This is a genomic window from Acetobacter persici (assembly GCF_018256955.1).
GTDB lineage: Bacteria > Pseudomonadota > Alphaproteobacteria > Acetobacterales > Acetobacteraceae > Acetobacter > Acetobacter persici.
Genome location: NZ_JAERKU010000011.1, coordinates 22165 through 44223, shown reverse-complemented (window position 1 = coordinate 44223; position 22059 = coordinate 22165). Strand labels below are relative to the sequence as shown.

Genomic DNA, 22059 nt, shown 5'->3' with positions numbered 1-22059 from the left:
GTATAATTCATGAAACTTGCGCAGAATATAATGCGATATAAAAAAGTCGCATCAATCAATCCCATAATGGTGAAGCTGGTAGCTTCATGTTACCATCGAAACGCAACACCGGTTTTGAACGTCCGCCGGTTTCCGTAGAAACATCCTCCCGCCGAAAAGCATGATGACACATATTTCCGGTCGAAAAGGTTGGTGCCGTTGAACATCAGAGACCATCCATGAAGGCTGGGTGACAGGTGGGAGAGATCGTAGCGCAGTGTCGTGTCAAACAGTACTACGCCGGGAACCGTAAAGCTGTTTGTCTCATCGCCTGCGCTTGAACCAACATATCGGACGCCCCCGCTGACGTTGATGCCCTGCAGATGTCCCCAGGTGACGGCATAGTTCGCCCAAAGCGAAGCCATATGTCTGGGCACGGCATAGAGGCGTTTTCCGATCAGACTGGCATCCGGATCATGTGTAACAGTCGGATCCGTGTAGCTGTAGGACGCAATCAGTCCCAGATTATCTGTGAGGGCTGCATGGGCTTCGAACTCGATACCCCAGGACCGTACGCCACCGCGCTGGACGGAGTAGTAGGGATGAGCCGGATCTGTAGTGCTGACGTGTCGTTCATTGATGTCGTAGGCAGCGACCGTCAGGAAGCTGTTATAACCGACAGGCTGGTATTTGATGCCACCTTCAACCTGACTGGCCCGGGTCGGCTGAAAAGCTTTCCCCTCATAATCGACGCCCACAACCGGCTGGAAGGATGTCGAATAACTCACGTATGGCGATAATCCGTTTTCAAAAAGATAGACAAGCCCCGCACGTCCGGTAAACGCTGAATCATGTTGGGTGCTTGTCGTATCGGAAAGCCGATCTCGCGTCCTTATGGTAAGCCAGTCATGGCGGCCGCCCAAAAGCAGGGACCAGTGACCGAACCTGATCTGGTCCTGTATGTAACCCCCGATACGTTGTGAGTCCTGCCTTGTGCTCTGGGCCAGCGCAGGAGGCACAATGGTGGCATCATAGACGGGCGCGCTATAATCAAGTGCCGAGACCAGCCCGTAAGCCGACTGGCGCATTGACGATTCCGACCGGTCATAGGTTACGCCAGCAAGAATGCGGTGCTGGAGTGGTCCTGATGTCACATGCCCTTCCACGCGTGTGTCAGCCACCACACCGTTGAGATCAGCACGTGACCAGGATGAGTAACGATTGAGATTTCCATCAGTGTCGTAGGGATTGGAAAAATTGACTGCAAGTCCCTTGAAGCTCGTATTCAGATATTCGTAGCGAACGGTTTGCTGTAGGGTCCATCCCTGAAGAAAGTGATATTTTACCCGGTATTCCGGCATGATCTGTGTTCGGTTGTAGCCATCGTAGTTTGACTGGCTCGGATTGAATTTCGTGGAAATGCGCCCGTGCGGGCCAGGTAGAACACTTCCCTGTGCGGGGATCCAGCCTGCAAAGTTATTGTCCGGATCACGTTGGACATTGAGTACAAAATCAACGCTTACTCGTGGCGTAGCTTTCCAAGTCAGCGTGGGCGTAAGAGCCAGTCGTTGCTCTTTTGCGTCCCGCATCTGGGTATCGACCCGACGCCCCAGGCCGCTGACCCGATAAAGGAGCGTCTGATCGCTCGTCAGGGCACCGCCGACATCGAATGTGCCCTGTATCCTGTTGCGACTGCCGCTTTCGATCGCAACCTGCCGGGGGACGGAAAGAGACGGAAGTTTGCTGTCGAGGTTGATGATTCCCCCGGGGCTGGCGTCTCCGTACAGCACGGAAGCTGGGCCGCGTAGCACTTCCACCCGGTCAAGGGTGGACGGATCTACCGTTGGAATGGCCCATCCTTGTCCCTGTTGTAACTGTATGCCGTCCAGAAAGCCTACGTAATTGGCGGATGTCGCGAAGCCACCGAACCCTCGCATGAATGTCGTATCGAATATCGTGTCGCTGCGCGGTTCGGAATAGACGCCTGCCGTGTATCGTAACGCCTGCGCGACGTTCTGAGTGACCTGATCATCCATCTGTTGTCGCGTGACAACGGAAATGGACTGTGGAATTTCACGGAGTGGAGTGTCCGTTTTGGTGGCGGTACTGCTATCGAACGCAACGTATCCTTTCGCTTTATGCTGATACTGCGCACGTACCACGATCGTTTCTGTTTTCGGTTTTCTGTCGTGGGTTTTGTCTTCAGCAGCCTGCCCAATGCAGGGCAGAGCCACACCACATCCAAGCAGAATGCAGAAAAATGGATTGCGTCGGTCATGAAAAGCATCGCCAGCGCGGCGCTTATGGCTCGTGTGATCGCATCTGCATATCAATTGGGTCATTGAGGGTCTGTCCAACGAATTAGGTTACCCCAAACGTAAGTGCGAAGCGTTCGCAGAGTCAATACATAGGATGTTCCGATGTATCCGTGCTGAGGCTCCTGTTTCAGACCGTTGTCAGTCGGAGCGTTCCCCGAGATGAAATGAATCATTCCATTCCACGGCATTTCTGATCAGTATGGACCTTGGTAGGCAATGGTTCCTGAAATCACAGGAACTACGGTGCGATGTACACTACAAATCGAGTACAGACGCGAGCGTGGCTGCTGTTCTGTTCCACTCTTCTGGCCCTTTCAGGATGTGCTCCCGGCAGGGATGAGCGTCCTGAAGGTAAAATCACGGATGTCAGCATCCTGAAAAGCGGTCATGATATTGAACAGGCGCAACAGCAGTCTGCTCACACATTTCCCGCCAAGGCATGGTGGCTGGTCTATCATGATCCTCAGCTTGAGCGGCTCGTAGGAGACGCGCAGGAAAGTGCTCCCTCGATCCAGATTGCACAGGCACGGTTGCGTGAGGCTGCTGCCGTAGAAGGCGCAGCGCGAGCCAACCAGTTGCCCCATGTCGATGGGTTCGGCTGGATAGCAGGAGAGCAATTCCCTAATCACTCTTATTATCCCGCGCCATACAAAGGAAATTTCGGGAGTGAGGGTAAACTCCAGCTTGATGTTCAGTATCATGTCGATTTCTGGGGACGTTGGCGAAAACTGACACGTTCGGCACGCTACTGGCAGAAGGTTTCCTCTCTTGAGGTCGCTGATGCGCGCCTTCTGATTCAGACGGCAATGGTCAGTGCTTATGTAAGATTGGATGCAGCGTATCGGATGCGCGATGTGGCTCAGCAGGGGCTTTCACGGCGTGAAGGCATCGTGGAAATGCTGGCGTTACGGGAAAAGGCCGGGCTTTCGACCGACATCAATGCTGTGGCGGCCCGTGAGGCCCTGACCGACACCCGCAGCCAGATTGATCTGCTGGACGGAGAGATCAGTGCCCGCAGACATGAAATCGCGGCCCTTCTCGGTAAATCGCCTGACTTCGGAGACGCGATCGCACGGCCGCATCTGCCAGTTATTGCTGATCCGGCGCCGTTGTCGAATGTTCCGGCTGTTCTTCTGGGCTATCGACCTGATGTAGAGGCCAAACGTGCGGCAGTGGAAGCCACATCCAACGCCGTTGGTGCGGCCCGCGCGGCATTCTATCCCGATGTCGATCTTGTTGCCTTTGCCGGTTTCCGGTCTCTCGATATCGGTCACATGATGCGACCGGGCAGTGTCGCGACACAGTTTGGGCCAGCCGTCACCCTTCCTATTTTCGAAGGAGGTCAGCTCCGTGCCGCCCTGAAAAACCGGCTCGGTGAGTACGATGCTGCTGTCAATGACTACAACGCGACAGTGTCAAAGGCGCTGCAGCAGGCCGCTGACGGAATCTCCGACCTGAAGGCAAGGCAGGCCACCAGGCAGGAAGCCGAGGCCGCTGTCAGGCACTGGCAGCATGTCGTCGATCTTGAACGCATCCGTCAGAAAAATGGTCTTTCGGACACCAATGATCGTCTGGCGGCCGAAACGGCATTGCTGCTCTCTGAGCGCCGTTCAGTCGAGGCGGCCGCACGCGTCGCTGAAGCCCAGATCACCCTCATTCGCGCACTCGGTGGCGCCTGGTCGCCTTCTTTCACTTTCTCTGCAGGGCAGAAATACCATGGCTGATACTCCTGTTCCGGCGGCTGCGGATCCTGCCGCTATCCGTCGCAAGCGTCTGCTCTGGCTCGGTGGTGGTCTCGTAATCATCGCAGTTGGCTGGAGCGCCTATACTTTTCTCTCCAATGGTGCACTCGTTTCTACAGACGACGCATACGTCAATGGGCATGTTGTGGCGATTACACCACAGGTCGCGGGTACTGTCCGGGCCATCGGGGCGGACGACACTGATCGTGTGTTGACAGGTGCATCTCTCGTGGAACTGGACACAAGTGACATGCGTATCAGGCTGGAGGCTGCTGAAGCCGGCCTGGGTCAGGCCATCCGTCATGTCCGGAGACTTTTCGCGGCTTTGGACGAAGCCCGTGCGCTCGTTGCTGTCCGTCAGACAGAACTGGATCGGGCATCGGCCGATCTCCGGGCACGCCGTATGGTGGTTGGGCAGGGGGCTGTGACGGCGGAAGAGGCCCGCCATGCCTCGGATGCCACCAATACGGCGAAGGCCGCCCTTCAGGTTGCGCAGGCGGCGTATACCGTTGCGCTGTCCCAGACACAGGGCACGACGCTTCCTACCCATCCAGATGTTATTGCAGCAAAGGCCAAGCTCCGGGCGGCAACGCTGGATATGGAGCGTGCCACGGTGCGGACGCCGGTCGGAGGCATGGTCGCAAAACGGGATGTCCAGCTTGGACGCCGCGTCGCTGTTGGTGATCGTATGATGGCCGTCGTGCCTTTCGACCAGTTCTGGATCGACGCCAATTTCAAGGAAAGGCAGCTTCGGCACGTCTGCGCCGGTCAACCCGCCACCATGACTGCGGATGTTTATGGCAGCAGCGTGATCTATCACGGCCATGTCATGGATGTGAACGCTGGCAGTGGCGCGGCTTTCGCTTTACTGCCGGCCCAGAACGCAACAGGGAACTGGATCAAGGTTGTGCAGCGTGTGCCTGTACGTATCGCATTCGATCCGGTGGAACTGGCCCGTAAGCCTCTCCGGATCGGGATGTCGACCGAGGTTGAGATTGATACCGGACGGTGCGATCCACAAGCAGCCAGTCGTCCAGCAGTCGCTGTTGGTACAGACCTCTATACAGAGCAGCAGCAGGCTGCGGACCGTCATGTTGCGGAGATCATGATGAAAACCATGGGAGAGGCGGAATGAGCAGGCCGGCTCCCCAGCCAATCCAGCCGCTGTCCGGACCGCTCCTGGCGTTCGCGGCGATGACAATCGGTCTTGCCTCCTTCATGGCCGTGACGGATATCACGATCGCGAACGTCTCGGTCCCGACCATTTCCGGCAACCTTGGTGTCAGCACCGAAATCGGCGAATGGACCATTACCTCTTTCGGAATTGCGAACGCCATTTTCATTCCCCTGACGGGTTGGCTGTCGCGTCGGTTCGGGCAGGTCAGGCTGTTTGTCTGCGCGGTGGCAGCTTTCACGGTTGCCTCAGTGCTTTGTGGCATGGCGCGCTCCTTTCCGCTGTTGCTTGGTTTTCGTGTCCTTCAGGGCATGGTGTCAGGTCCGATCGTGCCACTGAGCCAGGCATTGCTCGTTGCTATATTTCCGCCGGAAAAACGGACACTGGCGGTTGCCATGTGGGCCATGACGAACATGGCGGGGCCGGTGGCAGGGCCTGTGCTCGGCGGTTGGATTACGGACGAATACACCTGGCCATGGATCTTTCTTGTCAACGCACCGGTTGGCATTTTCGTGGTGGTTTCCACATCGGCGCTGCTGCGGGGACGCGATACACCGACTGTCAGACTTCCGGTTGACGTAATCGGCCTGATCCTACTTGCCATTGCCATGGGGTGTCTGCAGGTGGCGCTTGACCGTGGACGGATACTCGACTGGTTTGCTTCGCCTTTCATCTGCACAACAGCGATCCTGTCTGTGCTGGGACTTGTATTCCTCGTTGTATGGGAATTGGGCGCCAAATATCCCATCGTTGATCTGCATTTCTTCGCATACAGGAATTTTGCAGTTGGAACGGTCGCGGTGGCCATCGGGTTCGGCTTGTATTTCGCAGCCCTTGTGCTGGTGCCACTCTGGCTACAGACCGATATGGAATACAATGCGACATGGGCAGGGCTCGTGACTGCCCCCATGGGTGTATTTGGTATCCTGCTTGCGCCCTTTCTTGGGGCATGGGTCAGAAAGGGGGATGCGCGCCTCTTCGCGTCACTGGCCTTCTTCTGCTGGGCCGCTGTGGCGTTCTGGCGGGCAAATTTCACGACGGATATCGATGCCGGTACGATTGCTCTCACCTGTCTGGCCCAGGGGATAGGGATCGGCTTTTTCCTGACACCTCTGACGGCTCTTTCCCTGTTTGGCATTCCGCCGGAACGCCTTGCTGCCGCGTCCGGGCTCCAGACAGCCATTCGCATGATGTCTGGAAATCTTATCGCCTCTCTCGCCCAGACGTTCTGGGATCGGCGCTCCCGTTATCATCAGGCGCATCTGGTTGAGACACTTACGCCCTATCACGATCGTGCGGCGGATGCGGTGACGACCCTGAAAGGTGCGGGGCTGACGGGGGATCAGGCCTGGGGAGCTATCTACCATCAGGTGCTGGTTCAGGCAGACATGGTTTCCATGAATGAATTCTACATGATCTCCACATTTGCCTTTACGGCATCCGTGGGAATCATCTGGATTGCCCGACTGCCTCGAAAGAAAAGCTGAGTCCGATCAGGACGTCTTATCGTCCTGACGCCTCACCGGTGCACAGACTTCACGCACGCATTGTCTGAGAAAGCGGTGCGCTGCATCGCGATCAAAACGGGGATGCCATGCCTGGGCAATGACAAGTGTATCGAGAGGTACAGGAATATCGAACGTTCTCAATTGTATCCCCAAAGCTTCGACAGCACGCAGGACAAAGCGCGGTACGAGGGCGATCAGTTCCGTACCGGGAAGAGCAGCGATCGCCAGCATGAAGGAAGGAACGATGAGAGAAACCCGTCGCTGAAGCCCGTAATGCGCCATCAGCGCCTGATCAACAGGCCCTTCCGCGCGTCCCCGGCGTGAGACACTTATTTGCGGAAACGATACAAAGCGTTCCGGAGAAATTTCAGTTTTGAAGATGGGGTGGTCCGGGAGTGCCAGTCCGATATGATGATCGCGAAAAATGGTCTGAACCCGTACTTCCGGTCCCATGGCCCGGAGCGCCCCGATATCGAGATCAATGCGTCCTTCGCGCAGCGCATCGTCGTCGGACTCATGTTCCTGGGCAAACCGGAGTTCCGCTTTCGGGGCATCATGAGCGATCCGGGCTGCGAGGCTTGAGGCGAACGCCGCTGTAAATCCTTCATTTGCCCGGATTGTAAACCGTCTTTCCAGTCGGTCGAGATGCAGTTCCGTGTTCGGCAGGAGAACGTCCTGAGCTTCGGCAATGATGTTGCGGATCCGGGCGTGCTGGGTGCGGGCATACTCCGTGGCGACAAGTTCCCGTCCTGCCCGTACCAGAATGGGATCGCCCATGATTTCACGGGCGCGAGCGAGCAGACGGCTCACGGAAGGTGGGCTTAGCCCAAGGCGTTCCGCTGTACGGCCCACGCTCTGTTCCTCAATAAGGATGTCCAGTGCATGGAGAAGATTGAGGTCCGTCGGTTTCACGTTTTCAAATCACTCCACGTCTTACGTCACGACCTTGTTCAGGATGCCAGTAATCTTCAGATGCGACCATTTCATATAATGGAATGATACTTTCCATTTCACGGTATTTTTTGAAGGTTGGATCAGACCGTAAGGTGTTCTCAGACAAGAGGGCCAATTTTCCACGGCTCTGCCTTCCCCAGAGGGCCAGAGCCTTTTCATTTGCGGTCCCCGGATTTCTGAAAGTCATCGTGATGAAAATGATGTCACAAAACAGGACGTTACGTCCGGCAGTCGTCAAGGCGGTGCATGATGTGACGCCGCACATGCGGCGCGTCACGCTCGTCGGAGACGATATCAAGAGACTACCGGTCGAGCATCCCGCGCAATGGATGAAGGTGTTCCTTCCTGCACCGCCCGGCCGCAAGCCAGAAGGACGTGCCTATACGATCCGCCGCTATGAGGCGATTGCCGGGTTGATGGAAATGGATTTTGTCCTGCATGGCGACAACGGTCCGGCGTCTGCCTGGGCCGAAAAGGCAAAAGTTGGGGATGTGCTTCAACTGGCAGGGCCGCGCGCAGGATACCGCGTTGATCCCGCTGCAAGTCGCCATCTTATGGTGGGGGATGCGACGTCGCTTCCAGCGATAGCGGCTATTCTTGAGGCGTTACCACCTGGCGTTACTGCCGATGCCTTTATTGAAGTGAATGGCACAGATGAAGAACAGAAACTGGAAACTGCTGCATCCCTGAATGTTACCTGGCTGCATTCGGGTAGCGAGCCCCCCGGCACGACGGGGCAACTCGAACTCGCTGTACAGGGGGCAGTTCTTGATCTGTCCGATTGTCAGGTATGGGTCGCGGGTGAGTCTTTCATGGTCAGAGCCGTGCGGACTTATCTGACCGTCGATCGTCTGCTTCCTTCCGGTCGCCTGCATGCGGCCGGTTACTGGAAAATGGGCGATGCGGACCATCGCGACCGTGACTGACAGATCCCTCTTCACGACAATCATGCAGACCAGAAAAGGCTGACACCCTATGAACGTCGCACACGGTCACTCTATCCGCTCCATAATTCCGACCGTTGCCCGTGCGATCGAGGCTATGCGTGCAGGGCGAATGGTTATCATGGTGGACGATGACAACAGGGAGAACGAAGGCGACCTGGTCATGGCGGCTGAATTCGTGACTCCTGACGCAATCAATTTCATGATTACACATGGACGAGGGTTGGTGTGCCTACCCCTTGCCGAGGAATACGTTGAACGTCTTTCATTGCCGATGATGGCTGATGAGAATACCTGTCCGTTTGGTACCGCCTTTACGGTGTCGATTGATGCGAAGGAAGGAACCACGACAGGGATTTCTGCCTATGATCGCGCCCGGACGATCCGCGCGGCGATTGAACCGGGTGCTTCGAAGCAGGATTTCATGGTGCCAGGTCATATCTTTCCACTGAAGGCTGCAAAAGGAGGAACACTCTCACGGCGCGGTCATACGGAGGGATCGGTGGATTTGGCTCGGCTTTCTGGCCTCAAACCTGCTGGAGTGCTCTGTGAAATCCTGAACGAGGACGGCACCATGGCCCGCCGGACGCAACTGGATGTGTTTTCTCAACGGTTTGATCTACCAATAATCAGTATTGCAGACATTCTGCGGGCGGTTGTGGCGTCACAATCTAATGCAGGAAATTAAAGTAATAAAAAATATAACACTTAATTTTTATGAAGAATGTAATCGTGATGTCCGAAGTAATATTATATTAGTAGAGAGAAATAGTTGATTGGTTACGCGCGAACAGCAACATCATGAGCAAAACGTTGACCAAGAGCCTCGGTCGTGATCGCCGCCATACGATATCCGTTTGCTGGATTGCTCAGATAGTCGAGGTAGGCACTTGCACGACCGCCATCGCCCCCGTCAAGGTCGGCGCGGTCGCTCACGACGAGGCCACCTTGTCTCAGACCCGGTTCGAGCAGGCGCAGGATATCCAGATAGAGCCCTTTCGAGGCATCAAGTAGGATCAGGTCGATTGGGTGTGGCACATCGCGGGCAAGCGTAGCCATGGCATCTCCGATGCGGATGTCGACCAGATCAGCCAGCCCAGCTTCGTGCAGATTGGCTGCTGCGCTTGCCGCTTTCTGTGCGACAAACTCTGTTGTCACCAGCTGCCCGCCGCCGTTATCCCTTAGGGCGGCCGCCAGAAAGAGCGTTGAAACCCCGAATGACGTGCCAAACTCAACAATATGTCGGGCACCGCTGCTGCGTGCCAGCACATAAAGCAGGGTGCCAAACTCAGGTGTGACTGGCATTCTGGCCCCAGCCATGGCCTGATAAAATCCGTGTTCTCCATCATGGTTCAGTCCTGCGGACTGCGCTTCCGCCCGTCGAACGGGATCCTGTTCAATGGTCTCGGAATAGAGACGTTCAAGAACCCGCTGGATAGCTGCTGTGAATTGTGGACGAAAGAGGTGATTGGTCATGATAACTCCGCAGACAAGACTGGATGCAGATAATAATAATCCCTCGCTCTATGCTGGCGTTACTCGCATTTTCACCGAGGATACCGACCTCACTCTGGCTCCACGGAAATGGCCGCGTCAGGCACGCTCGCGAGCGACTGTGGATGCCATTCTGGATGCGACTGCTCTGCTTCTGGAAGAAGGAAAGTCCTGCAGCACTAACGCAATTGCGGACCGTGCCGGAGTTGGAATCGCCACCCTTTACCAGTATTTCCAAGGCAGGAACGAGGTCATCGCCGCCCTGAGTCGTCAGGTGCGGGAAAGGCTGGTGCATACCGTGGCCTCGGCACTGGTGACTGCGTGCCGCCAGTCATTGCGTGACGGATTACGCTCTCTGATTCTCGCCGCAGTTCAGACAGATCGGAAGCATCCGCTTTTCGCAGTGCGCCTGGATGAAATCGAGGCGAAGCTGCCTCTCGAGACAGACCATCATCGTATCATGACTGAACTCTGTGCAGTGGTAACAACGTTTCTTGAGCATCATAATGTTGCTCTTGGGAGGAAGGCGCAAGCTCTTGCCAATGATCTCTGCGTCATAGCAGGAGCGCTCATTGACGTGACACGGCAACGCACCACGGTGATAGAAGCAGACCAGCTTGATCGCATCATAGGTCAGTTGATGGCAGTTATTCAGGCCGAGAAGAAACTGATGAGAGAGTGATCTCTTTGATTATCTTATAATGATTGATTTTGAGAAGCCGCCCCCTTTAAGGAACGGTAGGCTGACCATTTATGACCTGAAATCCCAACTCTTCATAGAAGATCGCGTTCTCTGGTTGCTGAGTGATAAGGGACGTGGGGAACGGAGCGTTATCGATAAAATGGGACAGTTCACCTCGCAGGATGCAGAAACCAGGTTCTTGCACCGGCCATTTGGTGATTTCGTTCGACAGTCAGTTTATCGCCATGATGCCGCGGTTCCCGGCAAGCGCTTCTCGTCGTCAATGACAGTCACGCAGGAGAGGGGATTATCTGACCAACTCCAGAAAACAAGGTTTTTGTCATTTTCTGTCGCTCCGGGAGCAAAGCTCGGGACGATTATGCCGGCTGCGCCACTGGCCATGAGTGCTTTTGCCAGTTCCCATGAGGGGGGCGTCTTGCCTTGGTCAGCAAGATCTTCCCAAGGACAGGCCAAGGTGGCAGGGGAGAAGCCCAGATTGTTAAAACTAGATAGATCGGTCAGATCGAGGACTGGTTCGCTCTCGACGTCATAGGCACAGATGGTCAAAGGTTGCGGCTTGAATGGGAAACCCTGCTGGGCTTCGAGCCATGCAGTTTCCATCCGAAGTGATGTGTAAAGGGCAGGTATACCGGCCGGGTTGAAACGTCCTCCGTGGAGCGCCGCACCATCGCCCGATAATGGCGCGAAAGACCACCGGGGATTGTGAGCCCTGAATACCCGTCCGGTGAACCTCACGCGTAGCCGCCGGTAGCAATCCGATCCAGATAGCGTCGGACGGCATCGGCGCGTCCCTCCCGGACAAGCGCCTCGGCAGTCTGATCACCGAAGGAGGGCAAAGGTTGTGATCGGTACCATGCGAAAGCCTGTTGGGCCGAGCCAGCCCATGGCCGGACGCGATTGAGGATCTCGACCATGTCGCGCAGCCTGGCTTGAGTGGCAGGGCGGCCAAGGCGTGCGCTTTTGGAGACGGCGTCACGAGACAGGCCCAGAGTGGTGGCCAGTTCACCCCTTGTGATGTGCAGCATATTGCTCAGCCGTTCTGCAGCGATCAGCCCCGATGGATCAAAGGCGTCGATGAGGAATGTAGTCTCAGACATGATGGAATGCCTCATATATTGACCGTTATATGGGATTATATATGAGGCAGATTGTCTGTTGCAAGGATTCCAGTTGGATATGTCCGTGCGCACTGGCATTGTCATCCTGTTACGCGGCGCGACGGGGTATCTCGCGGTCCACCAATCGCAAGTATCGTTGGTTGCCTTCCCCCGCAACCAAAATCACCACTAAATTGTAGTCACTATACCCAACCCGCCTCCCTCAGGCGGGGTTTTTGCGTTGCACTTAATCCCTCAGAAGCCACAAGACTCAACACATCCCCAGAAAATCCATCACACTCTCCCAGAGTAGAATGCCAGCTCAAACTGTTATTCAAAACAGAAATGAAAAGGGGACCGGTAGAGCCGGTGTAATCCGGAGCCGTATCTCTGCAATTGTCTACGCTTTGCTCAACCCTCTGGTGTGACGCGGTGTCGACCCCACATAAGTAACCCGGCAAACAGGGAAGGGGCCTTCATGATTCCGCTTTCAATTCTTGATCTGGCCTTCATCAATGAAGGGAGTGTAGCAGCAGAGGCGCTGCAGCGTAGCGCGGACCTTGCTGTGCATGCGGAGAGTTTAGGGTTCCGTCGCTTCTGGCTCGCAGAACACCATGCAATGCCCGGCATTGCTTCCGCCGCGACCGCTGTGGCTATTGGGTATGTTGCGGGAGCGACGAAAACCATTCGGGTGGGGGCAGGTGGCATCATGCTGCCCAATCACGCACCGCTTGCCGTCGCCGAAGCGTTCGGGACACTGGACTCTCTCTATCCCGGACGGATTGACCTTGGATTGGGGCGAGCACCGGGTTCCGATCAGGCAACCATGCAGGCACTGCGGCGTGATCCCGGCTCTGCTGATCGTTTCCCTCAGGATGTTGCGGAACTGCTGCATTATTTTGAGAAGCCCCAACCGGGTCAGACGGTTTTTGCTGTGCCGGGAGCCGGGCTGGATGTGCCCGTCTGGCTGCTCGGTTCTTCCCTGTTTTCCGCGCATCTGGCCGCAATCATGGGCCTGCCGTTTGCTTTCGCCAGTCATTTTGCACCGGATCTGATGGAAGAGGCTCTGGCCCTTTATCGTCAGTGTTTTGAACCGTCAGAACGTCTTCAGAAGCCTTACGCCATGCTGGCCGTCAATGCGATTATCGGAGAAACACCTGCCGAGGCGCAGCATGCAGCAACTTCTCTGGAGCAGCATTTTGTTGCGTTACGCCGGGGGCGTCCAACGCAATTTCCAGCACCTCGCGCCGTTTTCTGGAACGAACAGGAGCAGGCTCTTATTGACCGAACCCTGCGTTATACGTTTACAGGAACGGCAGATGTCGTGGCCGAAGAAATTTCCGCTTTTATAAAACAGCATCAGCCGGACGAACTTATGATCGGTGCGCCCCTCTTCTCACAGGCCGCGAGGCGCTCAACCCTTACCGGCATTGCGCAGAAGCTGATAGATCGTCAGTCAGTGGACGTTTCATGATTTCATAACCAGATGTTCAGATCTGGAATCTTGCTGATCTATGCTAACGTCTTGCAAAGAGCGGTAACTGACGTCCGCAAGTATTATGATCATGAGCCGTCACACGCGGAACGTAATTCGCAGGAGTGATCGTCTGGGGGGCGTCAGATAACGGATATGCTCAGGCGAGTGAGTGCGTTTGCGATATCTAGGAGTTTGACGCAATCCACTCCAGTTGGTCCTTGATTGCTGTCCGGGCCAGAGCCGCGATATCGAGGGCTTCGAGAAAAGAATGCGTGGCACCTTTATAGACGCGTGCGGTTACATCATTGCCGTGTTCCTGTAGCTGATGGGCTATGGCGTGGCTTTCATCAGAAAGCACGTCACATTCTGCAATTGTCAGAAAACATGGCGGCAGGGCATGGAGGTCTGCCGCGAGCAGATGTGCCTGAGGGTGTGTGCGCGAAGGTGCTTCTGGGATATAGCGTTTCCAGAAGAATACCATTTCATCACGGGTCAGCATGTATTCGGGGCCGCTATAGGCATCGAAGGAGGCATTCTCACAACGAGAATCATAGACGCCGTAGCTGAGCAGCAGGCCGTTTAGCTTCAGAGCACGCGTGTCTCTCAGGGCAAGTGCTGTAGCAAGACTAAGGTTGGCCCCTGCTGAATCCCCACCGAGGAAGAGGGGCAGAGGTCCAATGTCTCCAGCAAGATCTTTGGCAAGCGTGCTGATTGCATCGGTAATCTGATGGAGCGCGGTCGGGAAGACATGTTCTGGTGCGAGCGCATAATCAAGCGCGATGACCAGCAGGTTACCCTGATCGGCATAGGCTCGTGTCAGACGGTCATGCGTATCGACGCCAAAAATCGTCCATCCACCGCCATGTAGATAAAAGAGCACGCCCGTGATTTTACCGGCAGGACGATAGATCCGATATTTCATGGGTGGTGAGACACTCTCCATCTTGCCTTCGTTCATGATGACGCCGGGGGTTGGCAGATTGGGCAGAGTGGCGCGGCCCTGAGCAGCAAGACGACGTGCGGTCTCTGGTGGCAGGGTTTCAAAAGGAGGAAAATCCCGGCTCACATCGGCCATGTGACGGCGAAAGGCTGCGATTTCTGGGTCAATCTTGCTCATGAAATACTTTCTTCGGGTACGGTCAGATCTTGTTTTGGGCTGCTCTTATTCACTATGCGCGCCCGGATAACGCTCAGTACACATCCTGCTGTGACGTAAAGAAGCAGAAAAATGGCGGCTGCAGGGTGCCCCATCCGCGCTTGCTGCCAGAGCCCGGCAATGACGACGCCAATTGTTGTAAGGGATAAGAATAAGGCGCAGACGGGTATGATGCCGAGCCATAATCCGCCGACACGCACACCCCCCAGAGGCAGGCGGAAGGGCCGGACCATGTCAGGTGCGGTGACCCGCATACGCATGACGCTGAGTGCAACACCGGCGAAGGCAACCATTGTGCCGATGCTGACCAGATCAGCCAGAATGCCAATCGGGAAGAGTGCTGCCAGCAGGCCTGCCGCACCGGCTGTCAGCGCAATCCCGTGTCCTGGCGTGCCGTGGCGGGGATGCAGCCGGGTGAACCAGTTGGGCAGAAGCCCATCACGGGCCATGGCAAAGCAAATGCGCGAATGGCCATAGGTATTAGCCAGCATGACAGAGGCGAGCCCCGCTAACGCGCCGACCCGCAGCAGCATTCCGATACCGGGATAGCCAACATGCGCCATGGCGAAGGCGACCGGATCTGGCACATTCAGTGTGCGAAACGGCACGAGGCCTGTCAGCACAAGAGAAACCAGCGCGTAGAGTAACGCACTGACAGTCAGTGTGCCGATCAGTCCGATCGGGAGGTCACGGGCGGGTTTGCGTGCTTCTGCGGCTGCGGTGGCGACGGTATCGAAGCCGAGATAAGCGAAGACGACGACGGACGCTGCCCGCAAAAAGCCGGATGCGCCATAGCGAAACGGCCCTTCAGATGGAGGCAGAAAGGGGTGCCAGAGAGCAGGCTGGACATGGCGCGCGCCGATCAGCAAAAACGTCAGCAATACACTTATTTTTACAATAACCAGCACGGCATTCGCACGGGCGGATTCCCGCACACCGCGCATCAGTATCCCCCCGACAATCAGCAGGGCGAGGAGTGCAAGAGCGTTGGTATGGAAGCCACTAGTTGGCAGATCGGTCGGGGCGGTTCCGGCAATGCTCGCCTGTGTTAGCGCCTGCGGGAGGTCAATGCCGAACTCATGCAGCAGGCTCATGAAGTAACTGGCGAAGCCTGTCGAGACTGCGGCGCCGGCCAGCAGAAATTCCAGCGTGAGAGCCCAGCCGACCCCAAAGGCGGCAACCGGGCCAAATGCGCGGGCAACATAACTATAGGACGCACCCGCTATTGGCATGGCGGTTGCGAGTTCCGCATAGCAAAGGCCGGTGAGGCCGCAGGCCGCAGCGGCGGCTACAAAGGCGAGGGTGACTGCTGGCCCTGCGTATTCCGCCGCTGCCACCCCAGGCAGGATATAGATCCCGGCTCCTACCACGCAGCCCACCCCGAGCAGGAGGAGATCCACCGGCCCAAGGGCGCGATGGAGGGAAGGGGCTCCTGTTTTAATCTCTGCGGCCATAGTGTCTCCTGCGCCAGATTACAGATGCCAGTTCAGGGTCATTCCGACAGACTGCGGCGGGATGAAATAATACTGGTTTACGAGCGCGCTGCCATTATCATAGCCCATGCTGAGCCCGTGGGAATTGCCAACATTCTTGGCATAGAGGCTGAGGTCGAGCTGCCCTTTGGGGACGTGAAAATGTCCGGTAAGCTGGAAGTCTACGGTATTGTAATTGCCGATCCGCATGCTGTTGCCAAGCAGGCCCGGTGCGGAGCCGCGATAGTGATGAATAACGGAGAGCGTGGGCTCATGTGGTAAATCTACAGCCGCATAGCTGAGAATTTCGCTGAACTGCCATTTCGGGCTGGAGGCCAGTTGTGATCCTGAAGGAATGACACCGCCGGACGTAGAGACAGACTGCGTTGTGTGTGCATCATCATACGTACCGTTTATACGGAGTTGAAGCCCTTTGATCGGTGTGATCCATGTTGCACTCAGTTCCGCGCCCCGGCTGACGGAGGCCCCCACGTTTGCGCCATAGGTCAGGCCGTCAGGCCGCAACAGGCGCGCCTGCATATTGCTCCAGTCAATCCAGTAGAGCGTGGGCTCAATCAGCAGGTGATGGTGAAAAAGGTTGAGACGCGCACCAACTTCGTAATTTTTCAGCGTGTCCGACCGTGTGCCGCGGGGCGTGGGGTAGGCTGCATTGTAAATTGTCGAATTGGGCGTGCCAAAACGATACCCTTCCGAAAACAGGAAGTAGAACATCATCTGCTTGTTTGGTTCATAACGCAGCGCAACCTTCGGGAGCGCGCTTGTCTGCGAGGTGCTGGAGGCCGTGCGGTTGAGCAGGCTGCCGTTGCTGCTGTAGGCAAGGTAGCCGGGCGTCTCGCTCGAGGTTTTTTCTGATGCGTTAAAGACGCGGGCGCCGCCTGTCAGAGTCAGCCCTTTGAAAATTTCGTAGGAGGCTTCACCAAAAATGGATTTTTCAGTGCCATCGTAATTTGCTGTGCCCCAATACCAGCTGTCACCCTGCGTTAACTGCGGCACGAGAGATGCGCCATACAGGCCGGAAATAAAGGACTGAACATTGTCAGTCATGACATTGTCTTCAATGCGCTTCCATGTTTCGTAATAGGCTGCGCCAATCAGCCAGTTGAAACGCGAGTGCTTGCTGGAGGCAAGACGCAGTTCATAATACATGGACTTGCTGTCACCGGTTTCATTGAGCGTTGTATTCCCCCCGCCCATCGTGTCTCCGTAATACGGGGTATAATCGGTGGTGGCGTTTTTTCCTTTACGGGTGAACGCTCCCATCGCGCTCAGTGTGGCAAAGGAGAAATCATGATCGTAGCGCAGCTCATGCATCTGGATCTGTGTGCGGAGCGGTTCCTCAATATGGCGTTGCTTCTGATAATCAGGCAACGCTGCGAGCGAATAGGGATCATCTGAAATATCGGAACTCTGGGCGATATAGGTGTAGGCGATCTTGTCCGCATCCGTGGGCGTATAGACAACGCTTGCGCGGGCATTGCGTGTGTATCCGGTATTGGTATTGCGGCCTATGCCTAAGTTGGTGATGTAACCGGGGTCCTGCCGGTATCCAAGCACGCCGCGCACGGCAAGTTTGCCCTTGATGATCGGTATGTTGAACATACCTTTTTCGCCGTAGCCAACTTCATGACCGGGCATCCCGACGATGGAGGACTGGGCGGCGGCGTCAATCTTGCCCGTGTCAGCCTGATTGGGGATGTAGTCAATCGCACCACCCAATGTTGCGGAACCAAAGAGCGTACTTTGCGGACCACGCAGGGCTTCCACGCGGGCGACGTCAAACGTGTCGATATCCGGCACGGCAATGGCAAAGCCGGGTTCAGAAAGCGGAATGTCGTTCAGAAAATAGCCGGTAGTGCCTTGCCCCTGATCAATGCCAGCGGTGGTGGCAATACCGCGGAAAGTGATGGTCGACAGGCCGGGCAGGGACTGGTTGAACGTTGCCCCCGGAATTTGCGCGATATAGTCGCTATAAGACTGCGCATTGATTTTTTGCAGGAATTTTCCGGAAAGCACGGTGACAGAGTTCGCCACATCATGAGTGGATTGCTGCCGCCGTTCCGCTGAGACCGTAATGGATTCCAGCGTATCAGGCTGTTCCTTTGCCGCTGCCCGGTTGTTCATATGGGGGGCGGCGGGCTGGAGGACGACCGGACGCGCGGCCGGAGCCGGGCGGGCTGGATGTGCGTGCTGTTTTGAATCTGTTTCAGTCTGGGCCAGCACTGTTCCGGGAAAAGCGGAAACAGCGGCCAGGAGCAGAAGCCGAAAACCGGGGCGGAGTCTGGAAAAAGAGCTGTGGATCATGAGGGCTCGTTCCTGAAGAGGGCTGATACAGGGAGCAGTCGGTAACGTGATGGGTCGGTTCAGAGATATTTTTGAAGCCAGGAGAGAACCTGTTGCTGCACGTCGATCTCGGTATCGAGCCCGACACTGCCGCCAAACCAGTGGGGTGCGCCGGGATAGTGGATAAAGCGTGCCGTTTTTCCACTTTCATGCAGGGCCGCGTAGAACAGGCGGCTCTGGAGTGTGGGCACGCGTGTGTCCGCATCACCATGCAGGAGCAGGACCGGCACAGTGACGTTCTGGACGAAGCTGAGTGGTGAATGGGCGGAATAGTCGCTTTGGTGGGTCAGTGGGTCACCAAAGTAGGGCGGGATGAAGCTGAGGCCGACATCGGTGCTCATGGCCATTGTCATGAGGTCGGCAATGCCTGCACCCGCAATGAGTGTTTTGAAACGGTCATTATGTCCGGCAGCCCACATGCCCATGAAGCCGCCATAACTCCAGCCGCCCAGTGCAAGGCGCGCCGGGTCGGCAATGCCGTCTTTTTCAAGGTGATCGACGCCGCTGAGGATATCCTGATAATCCTTGCCGCCCCAGTCACCCCGATTGGCGGCGCTAAACGCTGGGCCGCCGCCTTCGGAACCGCGCGGATTGGGCATGAACACCGCAATGCCGTGAGAGGCAAGCATGCGCGCCCAGTTGTGCCATGAGCCAAGCCATCCATCGTACCAGGCCTCCAGCGGACCACCGTGGATTTGCACGAAAAGAGGCATTGGCTGATGCGGGCTGGCACCCGGTGGCAGCACGAGAATGCCGGAAAGATCAAGCCCGTCCTTCGCCTTCCAGTGGATGATGCGCTGTTCCCCGAGGGACCATTGATCTACGCCCGGATTGCTGTGCGTCAGTTGCTGCCCGTGTCCCTTGTGGTAAAGCCAGACCTCATCCGGCATTGTGCGGGTTGACGCTGTCAGGGCGATGTCACCACTCTTGTCACGGGAGAAAGAGAAGACCTCCCCCATAACCGTTGCGATCTCGGTCGGTTCGGCCGTGCTGGCGTGATCGAACGCCACATGGGCCAGATGTGTTTCCACACCTTTAAAGCCAAGAACGGTCAGGCCATGCCCGTCAGTGTCCCACGCGGCACGCAGGATTGCGCCACCCCATGCGGACGCAATGGGTTCACGCTTTCCCGTTGCAAGATCAACGGTTCCAACAAGACCATCAATACCGTCCTCTGAGAAATACCCATAGACGACGGTGCTCCCGTCTGGAGAGAAAGAGGCATGCACAGCCGTGGCATGGCCGGGCAGGGTGTACAGCACCGTGCCATCTGGTTTGATGACGGATTGGGTTGAGCGGTACCAGTAGTATTCAAGCCCACCTTCTTTACCGCTGCGGATAATGAGGCATTGCCCCTTCGGCCCCCAGTCCACGTCAAAGACGAAGGGATCGGGCGTTGGGATGGTTCTGGTCTTCAGGGTGGTGACGTCAAGCAGGATCAGGTGGCTGGTACCGCTGCGCCCTTCTTCCGTCGCGTTATGCGGAAGCGCAGGCGGTGCTTCATGGGTGATGATCGCAATCGAACGGCCATCAGGTGCCCATGTGAAGGTGACGGGCGTTCCCGTCAGTCCGGGAATAGTGCGCGTTTTTCCGCTTTTGATGTCGAGCAGTACGAGGCGTGCCCCACGCGCTGTGCCGGTCGCATGCGTGCGGAGGAGGGCTAGCGTTGCACCATCGGGAGACCAGCGTGGGTGATGGTCCCCTGTGAGTGTACCGCGCAATTGCTTCGGTTCTGCGTGTGAACCGGGCGTGACTGCCCATAGGTCCGGTGCTGTCGGTGCGGTGTGACTGGAGGGGGTGATGCGGCTGTAAAGGATCTGGTGGCCGTCAGGCGCGATCTGGGCATCTGAGATCTGCCGCAGTGCTGAAATGTCTTGCGGTGTGATCGGATGCGGTGCTGCCAGTGCGGGGGATGAGACCAGCAGAGTGATCAGTGCAGAGGAAAGTATCCGGACAGACGCAGTGCGCCCCACTCCCGTGGGAAATACTTGAGCAGTGCGTATTGTATTTTTATAACGCAAGGCAGGCATGACCTTTGGGCTATTGTGATCCTGCCCTGATCCTCTCGCAGATTGTTGTCTATCCGGAACATCCAATTTTTGAACGGTGACGGGTCCACGTCATAAGCGTGGTTTTTCCTAAGGCAGACGGCTCGCCTGTTTGAGAAGACGCAAGGCATGACGTGTCTTCTCGGCGTTCATGCTGGCAAATCCGATCCGTAATCCGCGGGGCGCTTCCGGTCGTGCCTTATAGGAGTCCGACCCTGCGAAGCGAAGAGCCAGAGCAGCGGCGTTGCGCTCTATCCGGTCCAGTATGGTGGTGTCGGCAAACCGGAGCCAGAAGGCCAGCCCGCCTTTGGGCGGTATGAAGGTAATGGAAGAACCGAATTCTTCCGTCAGCGCCAGAGCAAAGGCGTCCCGGCGTTCTGCATAAAGGCGGGCGGCCTTGCGGGCATGGCGGCGTAATTCGCCTTCTTCAATCAGCGCCCCGACCGCTTCTTCCGTCACGATATTGCCCATCCCGTCTACAATCGAGACATGGTGCGCCAGAGCCTCAATCACCGCGGCAGGCGCCACAACATAGCCCAGCCTTAAAGCCGGAATAGCCAGTTTGGAGAGGGAGCCGACATAAATCACACTTTCCGGGGCGTAGCTTGCCATCGGTAATAAAGGCTGTGATTCAAAATGAAATTCGTGATCGTAATCGTCTTCAAGAATTGCAAAACCGTAGCGGCGCGCCAGTTCAATCACTTTTAGTCTTCGGTCAGGATGGAGCGAGACTGTTGTGGGAAACTGGTGATGCGGTGTCAGAAAAACGAACGCGATGCGCTGCGTGGCGCAAAGCGCTTCGAGTGCCGTGACATCTGCACCGTCTCCATCCAGCCCGATTGTCCGGAGTTCTGCCCCCAGTGCCTGAAAGGCCATGACGGCAGGCTCGTAAGTGAGTTCCTCCACGACAACAATGTCACCGGGGCGGATCAGTGTCATGGCGGCCAGAAAAATACCGTGCTGACTGCCGCGTGTGATGCAGATATTCTCCGCGTTAACAGGCAGGCCCCGCTCCGTTTTCAGCATGGTCGCGATTGTCTGGCGCAGGGAGGCCGAGCCACGCGGATCAGCATAAGACAGGCGGTTATAGCGTGAGACTTTGCTCAGGGCACCACGGTAGGCGCGGGCCAGAACATCGGCGGGAAACAGCCGCCCATCCGGTGAACCCTCATCAAGTTTGACACCGTGATCTTCCAGCACCGCAAGGGCGCGTGCCGGAGCTGCGATATAGCGAAAACCAGCCTGTGGCGAAGCAGTTTTTTCCGTATCAGCTTTCTTGTCGGGACGGGAGGATGCGGACCGTACCGGCAATGTCGCGGAGACCTGTGTGCCGCTGGTGCCTGATGTTTCAATCCATCCCTGAGCAACGAGTTCCTCAAAGGCCAGAACAATTGTCTTGCGATTAACGGCCAGCGCATCCGCCAGCGCGCGGGTGCTGGGGAGATAGTCTCCCGCTGAAAGCCGGCCCCGTTCAATTTCCTGCGTAACTGCGTCGGCAATCTGCAGGTAAAGCGGCTGCACGGATTGCGGGTCCAGAGTGATATCAAGCGGTACGCGCCGGGGACGAAGCATCAGATGATGTTCCCACTCAAAAATACAAAACGAGACTGAGGACAGGTTTTTCTTATGGTC

At 56.5% G+C, this 22059-nt stretch carries 16 protein-coding genes and 1 pseudogene; 7 read left to right on the top strand and 10 right to left on the bottom strand.

The features are described 5' to 3' along the window. Window positions 1-89 precede the first annotated feature (89 nt). Window positions 90-2321 (bottom strand): TonB-dependent siderophore receptor, encoded by a 2232-nt coding sequence (locus JK199_RS11820; RefSeq protein WP_212376187.1) that lies wholly within the window; start codon window positions 2319-2321, stop codon window positions 90-92. A gap of 224 nt (window positions 2322-2545) precedes the next feature. Between JK199_RS11820 and JK199_RS11815 the strand changes: the two genes are divergently transcribed. The 3 genes from JK199_RS11815 to JK199_RS11805 are packed head-to-tail and all read left to right on the top strand — an operon-like array spanning window position 2546 to window position 6700. After that, window positions 2546-4021, top strand: coding sequence for an efflux transporter outer membrane subunit (locus JK199_RS11815; RefSeq protein ID WP_212376186.1), 1476 nt, complete (start codon window positions 2546-2548; stop codon window positions 4019-4021). Beyond that, entirely contained in the window at window positions 4014-5174 is a 1161-nt protein-coding gene (locus tag JK199_RS11810; protein WP_212376183.1) for an HlyD family secretion protein, read from the top strand. The genes JK199_RS11815 and JK199_RS11810 overlap by 8 nt, the downstream gene beginning before the upstream one ends. Continuing rightward, window positions 5171-6700 carry a DHA2 family efflux MFS transporter permease subunit gene (locus tag JK199_RS11805; RefSeq protein WP_003618926.1) on the top strand — a complete coding sequence of 510 codons (1530 nt, stop codon included), beginning with the start codon at window positions 5171-5173 and terminating at the stop codon, window positions 6698-6700. Before JK199_RS11810 ends, JK199_RS11805 begins: the two co-directional genes overlap by 4 nt. A 6-nt stretch (window positions 6701-6706) precedes the next feature. On the opposite strand, the gene JK199_RS11800 is transcribed toward JK199_RS11805, so the two are convergent. Then, window positions 6707-7633 carry a LysR family transcriptional regulator gene (locus JK199_RS11800; protein ID WP_212376180.1) on the bottom strand — a complete coding sequence of 309 codons (927 nt, stop codon included), beginning with the start codon at window positions 7631-7633 and terminating at the stop codon, window positions 6707-6709. A 239-nt stretch (window positions 7634-7872) separates the two neighbouring features. Between JK199_RS11800 and JK199_RS11795 the strand changes: the two genes are divergently transcribed. Together JK199_RS11795 and ribB are read left to right on the top strand one after the other, a co-directional pair. Continuing rightward, entirely contained in the window at window positions 7873-8601 is a 729-nt protein-coding gene (locus JK199_RS11795; RefSeq protein ID WP_244985108.1) for a siderophore-interacting protein, read from the top strand. Window positions 8602-8650: 49 nt separating this feature from the next. Then, a pseudogene (ribB, locus tag JK199_RS11790) lies at window positions 8651-9283 on the top strand (3,4-dihydroxy-2-butanone-4-phosphate synthase); the annotation flags it as partial. 116 nt (window positions 9284-9399) lie between these two features. Here ribB and JK199_RS11785 read toward each other — a convergent pair. Continuing rightward, window positions 9400-10095, bottom strand: coding sequence for an O-methyltransferase (locus JK199_RS11785; RefSeq protein WP_212376175.1), 696 nt, complete (start codon window positions 10093-10095; stop codon window positions 9400-9402). On the opposite strand from JK199_RS11785, the gene JK199_RS11780 reads away from it, so the two are divergent. Beyond that, window positions 10094-10795 carry a TetR/AcrR family transcriptional regulator gene (locus JK199_RS11780; RefSeq protein WP_212376172.1) on the top strand — a complete coding sequence of 234 codons (702 nt, stop codon included), beginning with the start codon at window positions 10094-10096 and terminating at the stop codon, window positions 10793-10795. The genes JK199_RS11785 and JK199_RS11780 overlap by 2 nt on opposite strands. Window positions 10796-11032: 237 nt before the next feature. Here the strand turns inward: JK199_RS11780 and JK199_RS11775 are convergent, their stop codons facing one another. Next, a complete protein-coding gene (locus tag JK199_RS11775) occupies window positions 11033-11551 on the bottom strand; it encodes an RES family NAD+ phosphorylase (protein ID WP_089179451.1) in 519 nt (172 codons plus the stop codon). Then, on the bottom strand, window positions 11548-11913 hold the full coding sequence (locus tag JK199_RS11770) for an antitoxin Xre/MbcA/ParS toxin-binding domain-containing protein (protein ID WP_061471297.1): 366 nt from the start codon (window positions 11911-11913) through the stop codon (window positions 11548-11550). Before JK199_RS11770 ends, JK199_RS11775 begins: the two co-directional genes overlap by 4 nt. Window positions 11914-12391: 478 nt before the next feature. Here JK199_RS11770 and JK199_RS11765 point away from each other — a divergent pair, with 478 nt between their 5' ends. After that, a complete protein-coding gene (locus JK199_RS11765) occupies window positions 12392-13387 on the top strand; it encodes an LLM class flavin-dependent oxidoreductase (RefSeq protein ID WP_212376168.1) in 996 nt (331 codons plus the stop codon). A 187-nt stretch (window positions 13388-13574) separates the two neighbouring features. Here JK199_RS11765 and JK199_RS11760 read toward each other — a convergent pair whose 3' ends face one another. From JK199_RS11760 to pdxR, 5 genes are all read right to left on the bottom strand, one after another. Beyond that, window positions 13575-14507, bottom strand: coding sequence for an alpha/beta hydrolase (locus tag JK199_RS11760; RefSeq protein ID WP_212376165.1), 933 nt, complete (start codon window positions 14505-14507; stop codon window positions 13575-13577). Then, window positions 14504-16000 (bottom strand): amino acid permease, encoded by a 1497-nt coding sequence (locus JK199_RS11755; RefSeq protein WP_212376162.1) that lies wholly within the window; start codon window positions 15998-16000, stop codon window positions 14504-14506. The genes JK199_RS11760 and JK199_RS11755 overlap by 4 nt, the downstream gene beginning before the upstream one ends. Window positions 16001-16018: 18 nt before the next feature. Next, the gene (locus JK199_RS11750) at window positions 16019-18340 is read right to left on the bottom strand and encodes a TonB-dependent receptor (protein WP_212376159.1); all 2322 of its coding nucleotides are present in this window, start codon (window positions 18338-18340) and stop codon (window positions 16019-16021) included. Between the two features lie 59 nt (window positions 18341-18399). Beyond that, entirely contained in the window at window positions 18400-20352 is a 1953-nt protein-coding gene (locus JK199_RS16010) for a S9 family peptidase (RefSeq protein ID WP_212376155.1), read from the bottom strand. A gap of 165 nt (window positions 20353-20517) precedes the next feature. Continuing rightward, the gene (gene pdxR / locus JK199_RS11740) at window positions 20518-21999 is read right to left on the bottom strand and encodes a MocR-like pyridoxine biosynthesis transcription factor PdxR (RefSeq protein WP_212376151.1); all 1482 of its coding nucleotides are present in this window, start codon (window positions 21997-21999) and stop codon (window positions 20518-20520) included. Window positions 22000-22059: the final 60 nt, after the last annotated feature.

Bases quoted from the DNA above. Each gene is read 5' to 3' on its own strand.
- JK199_RS11820 (WP_212376187.1), bottom strand. From the start codon at position 2,321: ATGACCCAATTGATATGCAGATGCGATCACACGAGCCATAAGCGCCGC.
- JK199_RS11815 (WP_212376186.1), top strand. From the start codon at position 2,546: ATGTACACTACAAATCGAGTACAGACGCGAGCGTGGCTGCTGTTCTGT.
- JK199_RS11810 (WP_212376183.1), top strand. From the start codon at position 4,014: ATGGCTGATACTCCTGTTCCGGCGGCTGCGGATCCTGCCGCTATCCGT.
- JK199_RS11805 (WP_003618926.1), top strand. From the start codon at position 5,171: ATGAGCAGGCCGGCTCCCCAGCCAATCCAGCCGCTGTCCGGACCGCTC.
- JK199_RS11795 (WP_244985108.1), top strand. From the start codon at position 7,873: ATGATGTCACAAAACAGGACGTTACGTCCGGCAGTCGTCAAGGCGGTG.
- JK199_RS11780 (WP_212376172.1), top strand. From the start codon at position 10,094: ATGATAACTCCGCAGACAAGACTGGATGCAGATAATAATAATCCCTCG.
- JK199_RS11785 (WP_212376175.1), bottom strand. From the start codon at position 10,095: ATGACCAATCACCTCTTTCGTCCACAATTCACAGCAGCTATCCAGCGG.
- JK199_RS11770 (WP_061471297.1), bottom strand. From the start codon at position 11,913: ATGTCTGAGACTACATTCCTCATCGACGCCTTTGATCCATCGGGGCTG.
- JK199_RS11765 (WP_212376168.1), top strand. From the start codon at position 12,392: ATGATTCCGCTTTCAATTCTTGATCTGGCCTTCATCAATGAAGGGAGT.
- JK199_RS11760 (WP_212376165.1), bottom strand. From the start codon at position 14,507: ATGAGCAAGATTGACCCAGAAATCGCAGCCTTTCGCCGTCACATGGCC.
- JK199_RS11755 (WP_212376162.1), bottom strand. From the start codon at position 16,000: ATGGCCGCAGAGATTAAAACAGGAGCCCCTTCCCTCCATCGCGCCCTT.
- JK199_RS11750 (WP_212376159.1), bottom strand. From the start codon at position 18,340: ATGATCCACAGCTCTTTTTCCAGACTCCGCCCCGGTTTTCGGCTTCTG.
- pdxR (WP_212376151.1), bottom strand. From the start codon at position 21,999: ATGCTTCGTCCCCGGCGCGTACCGCTTGATATCACTCTGGACCCGCAA.